20 protein-coding genes are annotated in these 17261 nt (G+C 54.2%); 18 read left to right on the top strand and 2 right to left on the bottom strand.

Annotation, left to right across the window (positions count from 1 at the left end):
* The first annotated feature begins 42 nt into the window (after window positions 1-42).
* The 12 genes from U738_RS18915 (at window position 43) to rloA3 (ending at window position 10218) form a co-directional block, all read left to right on the top strand.
* Window positions 43-2394, top strand: a complete 2352-nt coding sequence (locus tag U738_RS18915) for a putative monovalent cation/H+ antiporter subunit A (protein WP_035585644.1) — start codon at window positions 43-45, stop codon at window positions 2392-2394.
* On the top strand, window positions 2387-2818 hold the full coding sequence (locus U738_RS18910) for a Na+/H+ antiporter subunit B (protein ID WP_035563150.1): 432 nt from the start codon (window positions 2387-2389) through the stop codon (window positions 2816-2818). Before U738_RS18915 ends, U738_RS18910 begins: the two co-directional genes overlap by 8 nt.
* Window positions 2819-2836: 18 nt before the next feature.
* Window positions 2837-3184, top strand: coding sequence for a Na+/H+ antiporter subunit C (locus U738_RS18905; protein ID WP_007113325.1), 348 nt, complete (start codon window positions 2837-2839; stop codon window positions 3182-3184).
* Entirely contained in the window at window positions 3181-4785 is a 1605-nt protein-coding gene (locus tag U738_RS18900; protein ID WP_035584111.1) for a Na+/H+ antiporter subunit D, read from the top strand. Before U738_RS18905 ends, U738_RS18900 begins: the two co-directional genes overlap by 4 nt.
* Complete coding sequence (locus tag U738_RS18895; RefSeq protein ID WP_022522734.1) at window positions 4782-5255, top strand: Na+/H+ antiporter subunit E; 474 nt, start codon at window positions 4782-4784, stop codon at window positions 5253-5255. The genes U738_RS18900 and U738_RS18895 overlap by 4 nt, the downstream gene beginning before the upstream one ends.
* Complete coding sequence (locus U738_RS18890) at window positions 5255-5524, top strand: monovalent cation/H+ antiporter complex subunit F (RefSeq protein WP_035584108.1); 270 nt, start codon at window positions 5255-5257, stop codon at window positions 5522-5524. The genes U738_RS18895 and U738_RS18890 overlap by 1 nt, the downstream gene beginning before the upstream one ends.
* Entirely contained in the window at window positions 5517-5921 is a 405-nt protein-coding gene (mnhG, locus tag U738_RS18885) for a monovalent cation/H(+) antiporter subunit G (RefSeq protein ID WP_035584105.1), read from the top strand. Before U738_RS18890 ends, mnhG begins: the two co-directional genes overlap by 8 nt.
* Window positions 5922-6140: 219 nt before the next feature.
* Entirely contained in the window at window positions 6141-6281 is a 141-nt protein-coding gene (locus tag U738_RS23045) for a DUF2256 domain-containing protein (protein WP_081899156.1), read from the top strand.
* Between the two features lie 100 nt (window positions 6282-6381).
* Window positions 6382-7839 carry a DASH family cryptochrome gene (locus tag U738_RS18880; protein ID WP_035584103.1) on the top strand — a complete coding sequence of 486 codons (1458 nt, stop codon included), beginning with the start codon at window positions 6382-6384 and terminating at the stop codon, window positions 7837-7839.
* Entirely contained in the window at window positions 7836-8282 is a 447-nt protein-coding gene (locus U738_RS18875; protein ID WP_035584100.1) for a DUF3429 domain-containing protein, read from the top strand. Before U738_RS18880 ends, U738_RS18875 begins: the two co-directional genes overlap by 4 nt.
* 68 nt (window positions 8283-8350) lie before the next feature.
* Complete coding sequence (locus U738_RS18870; RefSeq protein ID WP_035584097.1) at window positions 8351-9622, top strand: lytic murein transglycosylase; 1272 nt, start codon at window positions 8351-8353, stop codon at window positions 9620-9622.
* Window positions 9623-9663: 41 nt separating this feature from the next.
* Window positions 9664-10218, top strand: a complete 555-nt coding sequence (gene rloA3 / locus U738_RS18865; RefSeq protein WP_035584094.1) for a retropepsin-like aspartic peptidase RloA3 — start codon at window positions 9664-9666, stop codon at window positions 10216-10218.
* Window positions 10219-10240: 22 nt separating this feature from the next.
* Here the strand turns inward: rloA3 and U738_RS18860 are convergent, their stop codons facing one another.
* A complete protein-coding gene (locus U738_RS18860) occupies window positions 10241-10954 on the bottom strand; it encodes a 16S rRNA (uracil(1498)-N(3))-methyltransferase (RefSeq protein WP_035584090.1) in 714 nt (237 codons plus the stop codon).
* 136 nt (window positions 10955-11090) lie between these two features.
* On the opposite strand from U738_RS18860, the gene phaR reads away from it, so the two are divergent.
* From phaR to coq7, 6 genes are all read left to right on the top strand, one after another.
* A complete protein-coding gene (gene phaR / locus U738_RS18855) occupies window positions 11091-11606 on the top strand; it encodes a polyhydroxyalkanoate synthesis repressor PhaR (protein ID WP_035584088.1) in 516 nt (171 codons plus the stop codon).
* Between the two features lie 67 nt (window positions 11607-11673).
* Window positions 11674-12960, top strand: a complete 1287-nt coding sequence (purD, locus tag U738_RS18850; RefSeq protein ID WP_035584084.1) for a phosphoribosylamine--glycine ligase — start codon at window positions 11674-11676, stop codon at window positions 12958-12960.
* A gap of 40 nt (window positions 12961-13000) precedes the next feature.
* Entirely contained in the window at window positions 13001-13441 is a 441-nt protein-coding gene (locus U738_RS18845) for an acyl-CoA thioesterase (RefSeq protein ID WP_035584081.1), read from the top strand.
* Window positions 13441-14313, top strand: a complete 873-nt coding sequence (locus U738_RS18840) for a phosphoribulokinase (protein ID WP_035584077.1) — start codon at window positions 13441-13443, stop codon at window positions 14311-14313. Before U738_RS18845 ends, U738_RS18840 begins: the two co-directional genes overlap by 1 nt.
* A 30-nt stretch (window positions 14314-14343) precedes the next feature.
* The gene (locus tag U738_RS18835; RefSeq protein WP_035584075.1) at window positions 14344-14685 is read left to right on the top strand and encodes a histidine triad nucleotide-binding protein; all 342 of its coding nucleotides are present in this window, start codon (window positions 14344-14346) and stop codon (window positions 14683-14685) included.
* Window positions 14686-14723: 38 nt separating this feature from the next.
* Entirely contained in the window at window positions 14724-15365 is a 642-nt protein-coding gene (gene coq7 / locus U738_RS18830) for a 2-polyprenyl-3-methyl-6-methoxy-1,4-benzoquinone monooxygenase (protein WP_035584072.1), read from the top strand.
* A gap of 110 nt (window positions 15366-15475) precedes the next feature.
* Here coq7 and ettA read toward each other — a convergent pair whose 3' ends face one another.
* Window positions 15476-17137 carry an energy-dependent translational throttle protein EttA gene (ettA, locus tag U738_RS18825; protein WP_035584069.1) on the bottom strand — a complete coding sequence of 554 codons (1662 nt, stop codon included), beginning with the start codon at window positions 17135-17137 and terminating at the stop codon, window positions 15476-15478.
* Window positions 17138-17261 lie beyond the last annotated feature (124 nt).

The following is a 17261-nucleotide window of genomic DNA, read 5'->3' as shown; positions in this document are numbered from 1 at the left end:
TGTTTGATGGTGAGCCTTGCATTATTCAGGAGGTTTCGCTTGATACAATTCGCCGTATTAATGGGTTTCGTGCTGGCGGCGTTGTCGCCAATGTTGAACGGCTGGTTCGGTCAGCGCACTAGCTTGGTGCTGGCTATGTTTCCCGCTGGCCTGGCGGCGTGGTTGGCACTCCAAGCCCCCGCGGTCATTGAGCATGGCAGCCTACTGTTAGAGTGGCAGTGGGTGCCTTCGCTGGGTATTAGCCTTACTTTCCTGCTGGACGGTTTATCGCTGCTGTTTGGGCTGCTGATTACCGTTATGGGGGCCTGTGTGCTGGTGTATGCCGGCGGCTACCTTAAAGGTCACCCTGATCTACCACGCTTTCATATCGCCTTAGTCGCTTTCATGGTCTCGATGCTGGGGCTGGTATTAGCGGATGGGCTGTTGACGCTATTTATTTTCTGGGAATTGACCAGCATTACCTCCTATTTGCTGATTGGTTTTAATCACGCTGACATTAATGCGCGTAAATCAGCACGGCAGGGCTTATTCGTCACCGTGGCGGGCGGTTTGGCATTAATGGCTGGGTTGGTGCTGTTAGGGATTGCCAGCGGTAGCTGGTCGCTGGCGGAGATTCTGGGCCAGGAAGCCGACCTGCGCGAACATGCGCTCTACACACCCATGCTGATCTGTTTGCTGCTGGGCGCTTTCACCAAATCGGCGCAATTTCCGTTTCATTTCTGGTTGCCTAACGCCATGGCGGCGCCGACCCCGGTTTCCGCCTACCTGCACTCTGCCACTATGGTGAAAGCAGGCATCTATTTATTAGCACGTTTACACCCGGAGCTTGGCGGTACGGCGATGTGGGTCGGCATTCTTTCCGTGGTCGGCGCAACCACGATGCTGGTCGGGGCGTTTTTAGCGATTCACCACACTAATATCAAAAAGCTGCTTGCCTACTCAACCATAATGGCGCTGGGCACGCTGACGATGTTATTAGGCATCGGCAGCGAGTACGCGATGACCGCCTTTGTCACCTTCCTGTTAGCGCACTCGCTCTATAAAGGCGCGCTGTTTATGGTCGCCGGTATTCTTGATCACGAAACTGGCACCAAAGACGTCACTCAGATGGGTGGACTACGCCCGCTGATGCCGGTAACCGCCACGGTTGCTTTGGTCGCAGCACTCTCGTTTGCTGGTGTGCCGCCGCTACTTGGTTTTATCGGTAAAGAGTTAATGCTTGAGTCAGTGCTCGGCGCCGATAGCTTCCAAACGCTATTGGTATTGTTCGCCTTCCTGGCTTCAATATTGACTATCGCCGTTGCCTTTATTGTGGCGTTACGCCCTTTTTACGGTAAACGTCACCATACACCGCTTGAGCCTCATGAAGCGCCGTTTAGCATGCTAATAGGACCTGCGTTACTCGCGTTGGGATCGCTTTTACTGGGCCTAATGCCCGCTTTGTTGGGCGCTGATGCGTTATTAACGGCAACCGCCACGGCGATATCCGGGCAAACGATAGAGGTGGCGCTGTCGCTTTGGTATGGCATCAATGTCGCGTTGATAATGTCGATCATTAGCCTTGGCCTCGGCTTTTTGCTGTTTAAGCGTTGGGACAGCGTGCGAGGCAAGCTTGCTGTGCTGGCACCGGTGATGCGTCATGGCCCCGAAGCCGGATATGAAAGCATGATGAATGGCATTGTGCACTTCTCAGAGTGGCAAACACGGCTACTGCAAAACGGCTATATGCGTAACTACATCCTGGTGATGTTAATCACGCTCATAGCGCTGATTGGTAATTCAATTCTGCTGCGCCATTCGCCAGTGTTTGCCTTTGACCTGGATGTGCGTTTCCACGAGGTGGTTGTGGCGGGCACCATGGTGATGGGGGCACTATTTGCGACCATTTCTCGATCGCGGCTGGGGGCAGTAGTTTCCGTAGGTGTCATGGGTTTCTCCATTGCGTTAATTTTTATTCTGTTCAGTGCGCCAGATCTAGCCATTACCCAACTGTTGGTAGAGACCTTAACGGTTATTTTGCTGGTACTGGTGCTGTTCCGGCTGCCGCGCTTTTCGAATCTTTCCACCAGTCTGGAACGCATACGTGACGGCGTGGTGGCCGCGATGGTAGGTATCTTGATATGCCTGCTGATTATGACTTCGTGGAGCATTCAACAGTTTGAACCCATTTCGACCTATATGATTGAGAACAGTGCACCTTTGGCCTACGGCCGCAATATCGTCAATGTCATTTTGGTCGATTACCGTGCCTTGGATACGCTAGGCGAGATGTTCGTGTTAGCCCTCGCCGCGATCGGTGTTATCGCCATGTTAAAGCTGCGTCATGGAGAAAACAGCGACGCAAAAACCGCCGAGAGCAGCAAAGTGGCTGCGAAGGAGCCTTACGATGGTTAAGTCGGGCACGATTATTCTTAATACTGCTGCGCGCTTTTTAATGCCTCTACAGCTGCTGTTTTCTGTTTTCCTGCTGTTAAGGGGGCACGATGAGCCGGGCGGCGGGTTCATTGCCGGGTTGGTAGCAGCGGGGGCGTTTACGCTCTACCTGTTTGCCTTCGGGGTAAGCGCCACAAAAGAAGTGCTGCGCATGGTCGACCCCCGTGACCTGATTGGCATTGGCTTATTGCTGGGGATGATTTCGGTGGTGCCGGCTTGGTTTATGGGCCAACCCTTTTTGACCGCCCAATGGTGGACCATCCCCATCATCGACTTTAAAGCGTCTACGCCGCTGATTTTCGATATAGGCGTCTATTTTGCCGTGCTGGGTTCGGTCACCGGTATGGTGATGACGCTTATGGAGGTCGACAAGGATGAACCTTGAGTTAACAGGAGGCACAGCATGGAACCATTAATGGCAGTGGCCATTGGCCTGCTCTATGCGACGGCTATTTTTATGATGTTACGCCGCTCTATCGTTAAATTGGTGATTGGCTTAATGCTGCTCTCTAATGCTGCCAATTTACTGATTTTTACCACGGCGGGCATGACCCGTGGGGCACCACCGCTTATCCCTGAAGGTATGATGCAGCCCCCCAGCGGCGTGGCCGACCCCTTGCCCCAGGCGGTCGTGTTGACAGCGATCGTGATTGCTTTTGGGGTGCTTGCCTTTGCTGTGGTGTTGATTCGACGCGCCTACGAAGTGGTTAAGGCCGATGATCTCGATAAGATGAAGGATACTGATACGTGAGGCCTGAAGTTGCCCTTCCCGTCCTCTTGCCCTTGCTATCAGGGGCAATCTCTCTGCTGTTTTGGCGTTCGCGCCCCATGCAGCGCTTTATGGCCGTAGCAGGCAATGTTGCGCTGCTGATGGTTAGCCTTTGGTTGTTTGTAGTGACGTTGTCGGATGGCTACGTCACTATGCAGATGGGGAGCTGGCCAGCCCCCTTTGGTATTACCTTGATTGCTGACCTGTTGAGCGCGGTGATGGTATTGATGACCGCGATTATTGGCTTGGCAATGGGTATTTACTCGCTGGCCACGACTGGTAGAGGCCATGAGAAATTTGGCTACTATCCATTAATGCATTTGTTGCTCGCCGGCGTGATGGGCGCCTTTTTGACCGGTGATATTTTTAACCTCTACGTATGGTTTGAGGTAATGCTGGTAGCCTCTTTTGCGTTGTTAATCCTGGGTGGCGAACGGGCGCAGATGGAAGGGGCGATTAAATACGTCACCCTTAACCTGTTGGCATCGGTCATCTTCCTGACCGCGGTAGGGCTGCTTTATGGCATGGTAGGCACCCTCAACATGGCAGACATCGCGCTGCGCATGGACGAGGCGGAGCATACTGGCATGGTCGAAGTACTAGCGGTCATGTTTATGGTGGCCTTTGGGATCAAAGCAGCCGCCTTTCCACTGTTTTTCTGGTTGCCAGCCTCTTACCACACCCCTCCGGTAGCTGTTTCTGCCCTGTTTGCCGGGCTGCTCACCAAAGTGGGTGTTTACGCCATGTTCCGTGTTTTCACCCTGATGTTTGATCAAACCATGGGTTATCTCCAGGACATCATGCTCTGGGGCGCTGCTTTTACCATGGTCACGGGCGTGCTCGGCGCTGCAGCCCAGCACGAATTCCGGCGTATTCTGTCGTTTCATATTGTCAGCCAGATTGGCTACATGATTCTAGGCTTGGCGTTGTACACCCCTCTGGCAATCGCCGGGGGGGTGTTTGCCATCGTGCATAATATGGTAGTCAAGACCAACCTCTTCTTGATCAGTGGCATCACCCATCGTTTGCAAGCTACCTACCAGCTTAAAAAAATGGGCGGGTTGTACCGAGAGCGCCCTTGGCTGTCGGTGGCGTTCTTTCTGTCTGCCTTCTCGCTGGCGGGGATACCGCCGCTATCAGGGTTTTTTGCCAAGTTTGTGATTGTGCGTGCCGGTTTAGAGCTTGAAGCCTATTGGGTTACCGGCATCGCGCTGGCCGTAGGACTAATGACGCTCTACTCCATGGTGAAAATTTGGAATGAGGTGTTTTGGAAGTCTCTTCCAGAAGACAATCACGTTCCTGAAACAACCACACCTACTGGCGATGACGGGCGGTTGCTAAAGCCCAGCCTGTGGATGATGTATTTGCCGGTAATGGTGTTGGCGTTATTTTCACTGCTCATCGGTGTGCTTGCCGAGCCCATTATGTGGGTGATGATGGGCATTGGTGATCAACTGTTTGAACCCTCGGGGTATATAGAAGCCGTGCTAGGAGCATCAGCGAGCGTCGAAAATGTGCTGCTGGAACCTTCCACCACAGCAGAAAAGCAACCTGAGGCTGACGCCGGGGAGGCAGTGCAATGACTGGGGCCATTTGGAACCTGCTGCTAGGCCTTGCGTGGGTGCTTTTAAGCGGTGACTTCAGCGGCTTAAACCTCCTTGTCGGGCTAATATTTGGTTACATTACGCTGATACTCATTGAGCCTCAGCTCGACTCCCTGAAGGGCTACCCGGCGCGAGTCCCGCGTTTTATTGGTTTTATCGGTTTTTTTCTTAAAGAATTGGTGCAAGCCAACTTGCGCGTCGCTTTCGATATTGTCACTCCCCCTTGGCATATGAAACCTGGGGTCATTGCGATGCCGCTTTCTGCCCGCACCGAAATGGAAATTACCCTGGTGGCTAATCTCATTTCACTGACACCCGGCACTTTAAGCCTGGATGTGTCGGATGATCGCAAGGTACTGTATATCCATGCGATGTTTTTAGATAACGAGGAGGAGCTGCGGCGCAACTTAAAAGAGATGGAGCACCGGGCTTTGGAGCTGTTTCGCTAATGGATACTGTCATTTTAATAAGCCAAGTCATTATGAGCCTGGCATTAATTCTTACTTTTGTGCGTGTGGTGCGTGGCCCAAGCTTGCCCGATCGCGTCGTGGCGTTAGAACTGTTTTCAACTACCGTGGTGGGCTTAGTTGGGGTTTATGCCATCAAGTCGAACGTGGCTAGTTTTCTGGATGCGGCCATTGTGATTGCCTTGATGGGGTTCTTAGCGGCCATTGCGTTTGCACGCTTTCTGGAAAGGGGAGGCCCGCGAGATGATTGATTTTATAAAAGGCACATTGATCATCGCTGGCGCGCTGTTTATGTTGCTTGCCTCCGTCGGGCTGCTGCGGCTACCTGATTTGTTAACCCGTATGCATGCCACCACCAAAGCCGCGGCGCTCGGCGTCATTTTAATTATGTTGGCAGCCGCCATGCACTTTGCTGAAGTGGGTATCGTGGCACGTTCGTTTGCCATCATTGTGTTTATTTTGATGACCGCACCGGTAGCCGCTCACGTGATTGGCCGCGCCGGGTACTTTGTCGGCTCAAAGCTGTGGAGCGGTACTGTAAAGGATGAGTTACGCCCTAACTACGACCCTTTAACCCACGAGCTTAAAAGTGGCCTGGAAACCCAGGAAAATGCCAAGCGACAACCCCGCGAGACTGACCCTGACTAGGCTTGACTAGAGCAGGTCACATCGTTAGCCATTGAATAACGCAAAAAAGCCACCCGAAGGTGGCTTTTTTGCGTCTGGGATAGTGAGTGTTCAAGCAACCCTAATTATTTCGACAGAAGCAAAGTCTGTACAATAAAATAATGTACAATAGTTGTACTGTATAAGATAATGCGTTCATGTTTATTAACATGCTACGCAAAAGTGTGATGAGACGAGAGCATGCGACGCAAACAACATCTGCCGCAAAAAACTTGCGCTCATTGCCAGCGACCGTTCACTTGGCGAAGAAAGTGGGCGCGCTGTTGGGACGAGGTGCGCTACTGCAGCGAAAGGTGCCGCCGTAGTGCTAAGGCCTGCTGACGTTTCATCGCGATAGTGAGTGAAACGTCAGCAGGCCCTAAGCAGCTAATGCGCTTGGCACCCAGTTCTGGGTAGTCATGTACCCCTAGGAGGCACAAGCATGTACAGCACGATTGATATAGTCTGGTTGCAAGACGACCTGCGTGTTGCTGATAACCCGCTTCTACATTTCACCTCGCCCCCTAGTTATCTGCTGTGTCTTTATGTGTTAGATGAGCAGTGGTTCTCGCCGCTAATCGATGGCGAATCGACACCACGTATAGGGCCTGCGCGCTTGCGCTTTTTATGGCAAAGCTTAATGGAGTTGCGCGGGGAGCTACTGCAGCGCGGTAGTGACCTGCTGGTACGTATCGGTAAGCCAAGTGATGTGGTGATTGAGCTGGCATCAACGCTTAACGCCCGGCAAGTACGTGTAGCCGACCATGCTGGCGTTGAGGAAACCGCGCATATTGCCGCGGTTGCACAAGATTTGCCCAGCCAGACCGCGCTAGATTGTTTAGAGAGTGGGCGGCTGATTAATCGCCAGTCACTGCCTTTTGAACGCGAAGCGCTGCCTGGCAGCTTTTCTGCCTTTAGGCGCAGTGTTGAGGATGAATGCGCTGTCCCCGCCAGCCGCTGCGCCCCAGTAACGCTGCCCCCCTGGCCAGAGGCAGCTAGAGGTTTCCCTCCGCTAAAAGCCGTTTGCGAGCAGAGCGCCAACTGGCAGCCTGATCCGCGCCAAGGTTATGCCTATTGGGGAGGGGAATCGGCGGCGCATGCGCGGCTGAAAGATTACCTTTGGCGCCAACAGGGCGGCGAAGCGTACAAAAAAACCCGCAATGGGCTGCTGGGGGCTAATTTCTCAACCCGCGTTTCACCCTGGCTGGCGCGTGGTTGCCTGTCGGCTCGCCAAGTCAATGACGCGGTGAAAGCGTGGGAAGTGGAAAACGGAAGCAATGAATCGAGCTATTGGATTACCTTCGAGCTACTCTGGCGAGAGTATTTTATCCGCGCTGCCCAATTGGAAGGTGAGAAGATGTTTGGCGCTCGGCAGACTGACAAGCCGTGTGCTGCTTTCAATGCTTGGCGTAATGGCACCACGGGGCTGCCGTTTGTGGATGCCGCGATGCTGGAACTTCGCCACACTGGTTGGCTATCCAATCGTGCCCGACAAAACGTTGCCAGCTTTTTGGTCAAAGACTTAAAGGTTGATTGGCGTTTGGGGGCATTATGGTTTGAGCACTGCCTGATTGATTATGACGTTGCCAGCAACTGGGGCAACTGGCGCTATATTGCGGGGGTTGGTCGAGACCCACGCCAAGATCGTTACTTTAATGTACTCAAGCAGGCGGGGCATTACGACCCCCAGGGGCTTTATGTGGCTCATTGGCTGAAGCCGCTTGAAAAGCTACCCTACGGTTTAGCGCGCCAACAGCCGTGGCGGGCAGATCCCTCTGCGTTTGAGGCTCCCTGCGTTGTGCCCGAGCAGTGGGAGCGATGGCTAATTCCTTGCTTAGAACATCAAGCAAGTGATGAAGTGAGTCGTCATGAACTTGCTGTAAGGGCTAAGGCGCTATGACGTTGTGGAGTAGCGAGCGCCGCCTCGCGTGGTGTCTGGGACTCGCTGGTCTTGTTCCATTCATCACTGGCGGCGTACTGGTATGGTTCGCGCCGTTGGTATGGCAGGCAACTGCCATTGATGGATTTGTTTACTACAGCGCTATAATTCTCTCTTTCTTGGGTGGTGTGCACTGGGGCAGTGCGTTGCAGGTGGCTAGGCCAGGTAATCGTTGGCGTTTACTGTTAGCCATGCTGCCCAGCTTAATCGCATGGCCTGCACTGCTGCTTAACGTTGCAGCGGGACTTTGGGTACTATTGGCCGGGTTTATTCTGATTGGCAGCTACGATTGTAGTCGTGTCGGTCGGAAGGGCTTTCCTACTTGGTACTTTACACTTCGTGGCTTGCTTACTGTGGTAGTGGGGCTATTACACTTGGTCGTTTTACTACGCCTGAGAGGGTAGGGCTAGTATCCGTTGCTTTTCTGGGCCATTATCAGAACAATGCCATGGATTGCCGAGAGATTGATGCTATGTCTTTGAAAGTAAATGGGTCAGCCAAGGGGCGCCCTGCTCTGTATGCGACGTTTCTATTTTTTGTCGGTGCACTGGCACTGAGCAGTGGCCGGGTGCAAGCAAGCCCCCAACTGATGTCAGAAGTCGACACTCAGGCTGCTTCAGAGGTTAGCTACGCTAATTTCCAACAGTGGCTGCGAGATTTTCGCCAATATGCTGCTGGCCAAGGGATCAGCGAAGCGACGCTAAGTAACGCCCTGGATGGCATTCGTTTCCGTGAGCGTGTGATTGAACTGGACGGCTACCAGCCTGAGTTTGTCCGCCCTATTTGGGAGTATCTTGATACTGCGGTTTCATCCACGCGTATTACTAACGGCCAAGAGAAGCTGGCTGATCACCGTGATACCGCGCAGCAAATGGAGCAGCGCTATGGGGTGCCCGCTGAAATAATCGTCGCCATTTGGGGTATTGAGAGCAATTACGGCAGTAATTTTGGCGATTTTTCGACCTTGGAATCTCTCGCCACACTGGCTTACGATGGTCGGCGCCGAGACTTTGCCCGCGGTGAACTGCTCGCGGCTTTACGTATTATTGACCAAGGTGATATCGCCGCTGAACAGATGAAAGGCTCCTGGGCTGGGGCCATGGGCCATACCCAGTTTATTCCCAGCAGCTTTGAAGCCTATGCGGTTGATGGCGATGGTGATGGTCGGCGCGATATTTGGGACAGTATTCCCGATGTTATGGCGTCTACGGCCAACTATCTTGATCGGGCTGGATGGCAAGCCGGCCAGCCCTGGGGGGTTGAGGTACGCCTGCCTGAAGGGTTTGATTACGCCCAGACCGAGCGACGCAGCAGCGATGAGTGGCGCAGTCAAGGCGTGCGGGCGCAGCAGGGTGAATTGCCGAACTTTGATAGTGCAGCCATTGTGATACCCGCTGGCGCGGATGGCCCCGCCTTTTTGGTAGGTGCCAATTTCCGTGCGATCTTACGCTATAACAATGCCACCAGTTATGCACTGGCTGTCGCGACGTTAGGCGATGCGATCGCTGGACGCGAGGGCATTCAGCACAGCTGGCCGCGGGAGCAAGCGCCGCTGACCCGTGACGATGTTCAAGAACTTCAGCGCGCATTAAACCGTGTAGGCTACTCAGTGGGTGGCGCTGACGGCGTTATGGGGCCCAATACGCGGCAAGGGTTGCGGAACTTTCAGCGTGATCAAGGGGTAATACCGGATGGGTTTGCGACCCAGGAGCTGCTTGAACAGCTACGTCAGCGTTCGCAGTAAGTCGCGTTTATCGGATGCTTTTACTTTCCAAGGATGATGTTATGCAATTGATGGGTAAGATATTTGTTAGCAGTGTGGTATTAGGAGCCTTTCTGTCTGCCTCCACGACGATGGCAGATGATGATCAGGTATTCGGCTGGGTTGAAAAAGCCACCCTACAACCCTGGGATATCGAAGTAAAAGCCAAGCTCGATAGCGGAGCATTAACCTCCTCGTTAGACGCCCGGGATATTGAGATGTTCGAGCAGGATGACGAGGAGTGGGTTCGTTTTCGGTTGAAGCTTGAAGATCAGGGAAGTGGTGAAGTGTTTAGCGATCAAATCGAGCGGCCGCTCTACCGCGAGCTTACCGTGCGCGGTGCAGGTGGTCGTGATGAGCGCCCCGTGGTGCTGTTGGAAGTTTGTATGGGCGATACCATTTACGAAGAACAGTTTAGTCTGCGCGACCGTGGCGATATGAACTACCCGCTGCTGCTTGGGCGCCGCACCATTAGCCACCTTGGCCTACTGGATGTGCGTGAAACCTTTTTGCAAGAGCCAGGGTGCGGGGAAAACGCGACCGTTGTGCCCCACGACCCGGAAGATGATCAGTCCTGATGGGTTCATCCTGCTAAGATGTTTAAAACAGCCGTGACAGAAGCGCGGTCACGGCTGTTTCAACGCGTAAAATGCGTGGACCAAGATGCATCCCCTCGCAGCCTGCCAAGATGAGTTGCTCTACCTCCCAAGCAATAAAGCCGCCCTCAGGGCCTACCAATAGCAAGGTGGGGTCACTGATACCTCTGGGGCAGGCATTGGGCATGCCTGGGTGGGCCACCAGTCCCCGGCGCTCGCTGAGCAATTCAGGCAGTTGCTGCTGCAAAAAAGGACGAAAGCCTTTACTTAGGGTAACCGAGGGTAGCTGGGTGTCGCGGGCTTGCTCTAAGCCAAGCACCAAGTGCTGGTGAATTTTATCCGGGCGTAACTCTGGGGACTGCCAGTAGCTCTTCTCAACCCGCTTGGTATGGAGCAGGGTGATCTCTTTGACACCTAGCGCGGTCACGTGCTCCAAGGTACGTGCCAACATGCGCGGGCGGGGTAGGGCCAATACCAAATGCACGGGTAGCGGTGGTGGAGGCGGTTCGTCGAGGGTTTCCAGTTGGAAATAGGCCCGCTCAGCGGTGAGTTCTTTTAGCAGCGCTTTACCCATCGTGCCGCCTTGAACACCAACGGTTAGCAGGTCGCCGGGGGCCGAGCGATGGACATCTCGAAGATGTGTCAGTCGACGTGGATCGGTAATGCAGACGTGGCCATCGTCAGTGAGATCGTTGGGATTGAGCAGAATCAAATTCATAATGATGGTCTATTGGTCACAAAGCAGGCACGGTACGCCTTGCTAAACTATTAAGGTGGCTTGCATGGGCGCGTAGTGCAGGCACAATATCAGTAACGGGAATAAAAAGTCCCTATCGCGTTTAAGGAGATGCGCCGTGCGCGTGATTCGCAAATATGCAAACCGCAGGTTGTACGATACTCAGCAGAGCCGATATGTGACGCTGGAAGACCTGCGCCGTTTAATCATCGAAGAAGAACCGTTTCGGGTGGAAGACGCCAAAAGCGGAGAAGATCTAACGCGGACTATTCTGCTCTCTATCATTATCGAGCAGGAGCAGGCTGACAGTGAAGCAGAAGTGTTTTCTAACGACCTGTTGGCACAGTTAATCCGTGTTTACGATATGACCTCACCGCTGCCGCTGTCGCGTTACCTTGAGCAGGGAACCCAACTGATGTTGGAGCAGCAGAAACGTCTGCAGAGTCAGTGGAAGCAGGCAATGCGTAACACACCGTTGGAATTTATGCGCGAGCTCGCCGAAGAGAACATGCGCTTTTGGCAAAATACCTTGAATCAGCCGGGTCAAGCCGATGAGTCGGGTAATACCGAGCAGCATGAGGGCGATGCCAGCGAAGCCAACGATGCCAACAAAGATAACAAACCCTCCTCCTGACCCCACTTGGTGCTGCGCTGTGGCATAATGCCGCCGATATACGCTCTCCCGTTTGAGAAGGATGCACATGAAGGTTTTGATGATAGGCGGCGGTGGTCGCGAGCATGCCCTGGCTTGGAAGTTGGCGCAATCTAATCTGGTTGAGCAGGTATTTGTGGCCCCCGGCAATGCGGGCACCGCGACGGAAGCAACGCTGACCAACGTAGCGATTGCTGCAACAGATCTAGATAGTCTGGTCGCCTTTGCCCGTGATGAGCAGATTGGCTTAACGGTGGTGGGTCCAGAAGCCCCCTTGGTAGACGGTGTTGTTGACCGTTTTCAGGCGGCTGGTTTAACTATTTTTGGCCCTACTCAAGCGGCCGCCCAGTTGGAAGGTTCAAAATCATTTACCAAGGACTTCTTGGCCCGCCACAATATTCCTTCAGCTGACTATCAAACGTTTACTGAAGTTGACCCAGCGCTTGCCTATTTAGGCAAAATGGGCGCGCCTATTGTGATTAAAGCGGATGGTTTGGCGGCGGGCAAAGGCGTCATTGTGGCGCTGAGCGAAGCCGAAGCTGAGGCGGCTATTCGCGACATGCTGGAAGCTAACGCCTTTGGCGATGCGGGCGCGCGTGTCGTCATCGAAGAGTTTTTGGAGGGCGAAGAGGCGAGCTTTATTGTCATGGTGGACGGTGAAAATGTCGTCCCCATGGCTACAAGCCAAGACCACAAGCGTGCCTATGATGGTGATACCGGCCCCAATACCGGCGGTATGGGCGCCTATTCGCCAGCGCCGGTGGTCACGCCTGAAGTTGACGCACGTATCATGGAGCAGGTCATTCTGCCCACTGTGCGTGGTATGGCCGCAGAGGGCAATGCCTACACGGGGTTCTTATACGCAGGCCTGATGATCGACGCAGCCGGTAACCCCAAGGTTATTGAGTACAACTGCCGCTTTGGTGATCCTGAAACCCAGCCTATTATGCTGCGCCTAACCTCTGATTTCGCTGAACTCTGTTTAGCGGGTGCCCAGGGCAAGCTAGCTGGACAACGCTGCGAATGGGATCCCCGTGCCGCTGTGGGCGTGGTTTTGGCGGCTGGCGGCTACCCAGGCAGCTATCGCAAAGGCGATGTGATTCACGGTTTGGCAGCGGCCGAGCAAACGGGTTGCAAAGTATTTCACGCGGGCACCGCGCAAAATACCCAGGGCGAGATCATCACGGCAGGCGGCCGGGTGCTATGCGTGACAGCACTGGGTGACAGCGTCTCTGAGGCGCAGCAGCAAGCGTATCAAGGCGTTAACGCTATTCACTGGGACGGTGTTGAGTGTCGTCGTGATATCGCCTTTAGGGCGATTACCCGCGAGGGGTAAGCAGGCCTTACGCCAAGCTAAGACTAACGAGGAAACAGGCATGGAGCGTGTCAAGCTGGATTTTCCCGCTGAGGCGGTCATACATCGTCACCCTTTGACGGTGCGGGTAACCGACATGAACTATGGCCGCCACTTGGGGCATGATGCGCTGGTATCGCTGCTTCACGAGGCGCGCACTCAAGCCTTCGCGGCCCTCGATCTGCCTGAGTGGGATATGCACGGGTATCCTACGGTGGTCGCTGATCTCGCCGTACAGTATCAAAGTGAAGCGCGCTGGCCCGATGCGTTAACGATTGCCACCGCCGTGCCTGAACCGCAAGGTAAAGCATTGACGATTTATCAGCGTATTTATCAAGCGGACTCCCAGCAGGTAGTTGCCACCGCGAGAGTCAATCAGCTATTGATCGATGTGACTACCGGGCGTCCTGTCGAGGTGCCTGAGCCGGTGAAACAAGCGCTTTCTCATGCGAGGTGTGGCTGATGTCACGGGAGTATCCGATTATCGCGGTGACCGGCTCTTCAGGGGCGGGGACGACCACCGTTCGGCGCAGCTTCGAGCGCATGTTCCTGCGCGAAGATGTGCATGCGGCGATGGTCGATGGTGATGCCTTTCACCGCTATACCCGCGATGATTTGCACCGCATCTTCCGGGAAGAGCCCGAGCGTAAGGACGAGCTTTCGCATTTTGCCGTAGAGGCGAACTTGCTGGACCGCTTGGAAGGGCTGTTCAGTGAGTATGGCGAGCACGGCTCGGGTACTTTTCGGCACTATATCCACGCCGAAGATAAGCAGAAAATCGAAGCTGGCTGCCGGGTAGGTACCTTCACCGAGTGGCAGTCGCTGCCTTGTGGCACCGACCTGCTGTTTTATGAAGGCTTGCATGGCGGGCTGGTTACCGAAGAGTATGATATTGCCCGCCATGTGGACTTGTTGGTAGGTGTGGCGCCGACCATGAATCTTGAGTGGATTCAAAAAATTGACCGCGACACCAAGCTGCGTGGCTACTCACAGGAAGCGGTTATCGACACTATCCTGGGCCGGATGGATGACTATGTACGCTATATCCAACCGCAGTTTTCGCGTACGCACATCAATTTTCAACGTGTGCCGACTGTCGATACCTCTAACCCTTTTGAAGTGCAGGATATTCCCACCGATGCTGAGTCCTTCGTGGTCATCCGCTTTCGGGATCCCTCCACCGTTGATTTCCCTTGGCTGCTGGCGATGATTAAGGACTCGTTTATGACCCGCCCGCATACGTTGGTGGTGCCGGGGGCGCGGATGTCGTTGGCGATGGAGCTAATTCTTGCGCCCTTGGTTCGCCACTTATTATCTCAGCGGCGTTTTCGTTAAGTGACAAGGAACTCATAAAAGGAGAGCGGTATGGATTGTCTGTTTTGCAAAATCATCCAGGGTGAAATTCCCGCTGATATCGTTTATGAAGATGACCACGTGATGGCATTCAATGATATCAACCCCCAAGCGCCTACTCATCAGTTGATCATCCCTAAAAAGCATATCGCCACGCTCAATGATATCGAAGAGGCTGAGCTTGCCATGATAGGGCGGCTTCAGTTTACCGCTGCCAAGCTTGCCCGTGAGCAGGGCTTTGCTGAGGATGGCTATCGCGTGGTGATGAACTGCAACGAAATGGGCGGACAAACGGTCTACCATATCCATATGCATTTACTGGGTGGGCGCGCATTCACATGGCCTGCCGGTTGAGCTAAGCAGACCGCTATCGCAAACAACGAGGTGTTGCCATGGATCGTCAACAGAGTCGTTCAGATCGCCTAATACATCAGTTTGATACCGTTTTACGGACGCTTATGCCACATGCTGCTTCGCCGCAGCGTACCAGTCCTGCTGAAGGTGTGGCCGAGGGAACGCTCGACGATCAAGATCGCCGCCATGCGGCGGGTTTAATGCGCATTAATCATGCCGGAGGGGTGTGTGCTCAGGCGCTCTATCAGGGTCAGGGCGTGACCGCTAAACTTCCGCATGGGCGTCACCAGTTGGAACAGTCGGCACGGGAAGAGATTGATCATCTAGCCTGGTGCGATGAGCGTTTAGAGCAGTTGCAGAGTCGAACGAGCTACTTAAATCCGCTGTTCTATGTCGCCTCCTTTGGCATTGGCGCAGCCACTGGGGCGGTCAGCGATCGCATCAGCTTAGGTTTGGTCGCCGCGGCCGAGGAGCAGGCAGGCAAACAGCTTGAATCAGATCAACAGTCGCTAGCCAGCGGCGACACCCGCTCGCGGGCCATACTGCGCCAAATGGCCGTTGATGATGCTCACCACGCCCAGCTGGCTTTAGAGGCTGGCGGTGTCCGTTTTCCGGCACCGGCTAAGTGGGGTGTGCGTTTGGTTGCAAAAATGGTGACCAAAAGCGTCTATCATTTTTGACGCGTACTGATAGCGCTATCGATTTTACAATCCAGGCTTTAGAACCTAAAAGGCCCCGCTGTGCGGGGCCTTTGCGCTGTCAATGTCGACTGTCAACGTGATGCTGGTGATCAGGCATCAATGCGCTTGTACTTCATGCGCTTAGGCGTATCGTTACCTACCCGTTTTCTATGGTCCTCTTCGTACTCCGCGTAGTTGCCTTCAAATAAGACCACTTCGGAGTCACCCTCAAAGGCCATAATGTGCGTGGCGATCCGGTCAAGGAACCAGCGGTCGTGGGAGATCACCATGGCGCAGCCAGGGAAGGCCAGAAGTGCGTCTTCCAGTGCCCGCAGGGTTTCGATATCCAGATCGTTGGAGGGCTCATCAAGCAGTAGCACGTTCGCGCCTTGCTTAAGCGTTTGAGCAAGCTGTAAACGGCCGCGTTCACCGCCAGAAAGCTCCGATAAGCGTTTCTGCTGATCGTTGCCTTTAAAGTTAAATCGGCCCACATAGGCGCGCGAGGAGACTTCGTAGCCATTAATGTTGAGGATGTCCTGGCCATCGGAAACGGCTTCCCAGACGCTCTGCTTGTCGTCCAAGCCGTCGCGTAGCTGCTCGACGTAAGCGATATCGACCGTCTCACCCACCAGGACTTCGCCCTCATCTGGCTGCTCTTTACCAGTGATCAGTTTGAAGAGTGTCGATTTACCCGCACCGTTACCGCCGACGATGCCGACAATCGCACCTTGGGGAATGGTGAAGGAGAGGTTCTGGTAGAGCAGCTTGTCATCGAAGCGCTTGGCCACATCACGAAACTCAATGACGTTATCGCCCAGGCGCGGGCCAGGCGGAATATAAATCTCATTGGTTTCATTACGTTTTTGGAAGTCGCCTGACTGCATCTCTTCAAAGCGGTTAAGACGCGCTTTGCTTTTTGCCTGGCGGCCCTTGGCGTTACTGCGCACCCACTCAAGCTCTTGCTTGATGGCTTTCTGACGCGAGGCTTCCTGCTTGGCTTCTTGATTCAGACGCTGGTCTTTCTGCTCCAGCCACTGGGAATAGTTACCCTCAAACGGGATGCCCTGGCCACGGTCAAGCTCCAGAATCCAACCCGCCACATTGTCTAGGAAGTAGCGGTCGTGGGTGATTGCCACGACGGTTCCGTTGTAGTCGTGAAGGAAACGTTCTAGCCACGCCACCGACTCTGCGTCAAGGTGGTTGGTTGGCTCGTCAAGCAGCAGCATATCGGGGCTGGAAAGCAGTAGGCGGCAGAGTGCTACACGACGGCGCTCACCGCCCGAGAGATTGCCCACTTTGGCCTCCCAGGGGGGCAGGCGCAGTGCTTCCGCAGCCACTTCAAGCTTGCGCTCCAGGTTGTGAGCATCCGCAGCTTCGATAATATTTTCAAGCCGGGCCTGCTCGCTGGCCAGCGCATCAAAGTCGGCGTCGGGCTCTGCATAGGCCGCATACACACCATCCAACTTCTCCTGCGCCTGTTTAATCTCCCCTAGCGCTTCTTCGACGGTGTCGCGGACGTTTTTCTCGTCGTCTAGCTGCGGCTCCTGGGGCAGGTAGCCAACATTGATGCCGGGCATCGGACGAGCTTCACCTTCAAACTCTTTATCGACACCGGCCATAATGCGCAGCAGTGTGGATTTACCCGAACCGTTAAGACCCAGTACGCCGATTTTGGCGCCCGGGAAAAACGAGAGCGAAATATCCTTGAGAATTTGCTTTTTGGGTGGCACTACTTTGCCAACCCGGTTCATGGTGAAAACGTATTGCGCCATGGAGATCCGTTAAGTTGATGAAAAGAATAAAGCGACAGCAGCGGGCTACTGACTCTTATTACTAACTGCTATTACTGACCAGGGAGTGATGATAGTGGTCTGCGCCAGGAAAGGCTAGGAGCGT

This window comes from Halomonas sp. TG39a (assembly GCF_000744395.1).
Taxonomy (GTDB): domain Bacteria; phylum Pseudomonadota; class Gammaproteobacteria; order Pseudomonadales; family Halomonadaceae; genus Vreelandella; species Vreelandella ventosae_B.
This window is presented reverse-complemented; position numbering and strand designations above follow the sequence as displayed.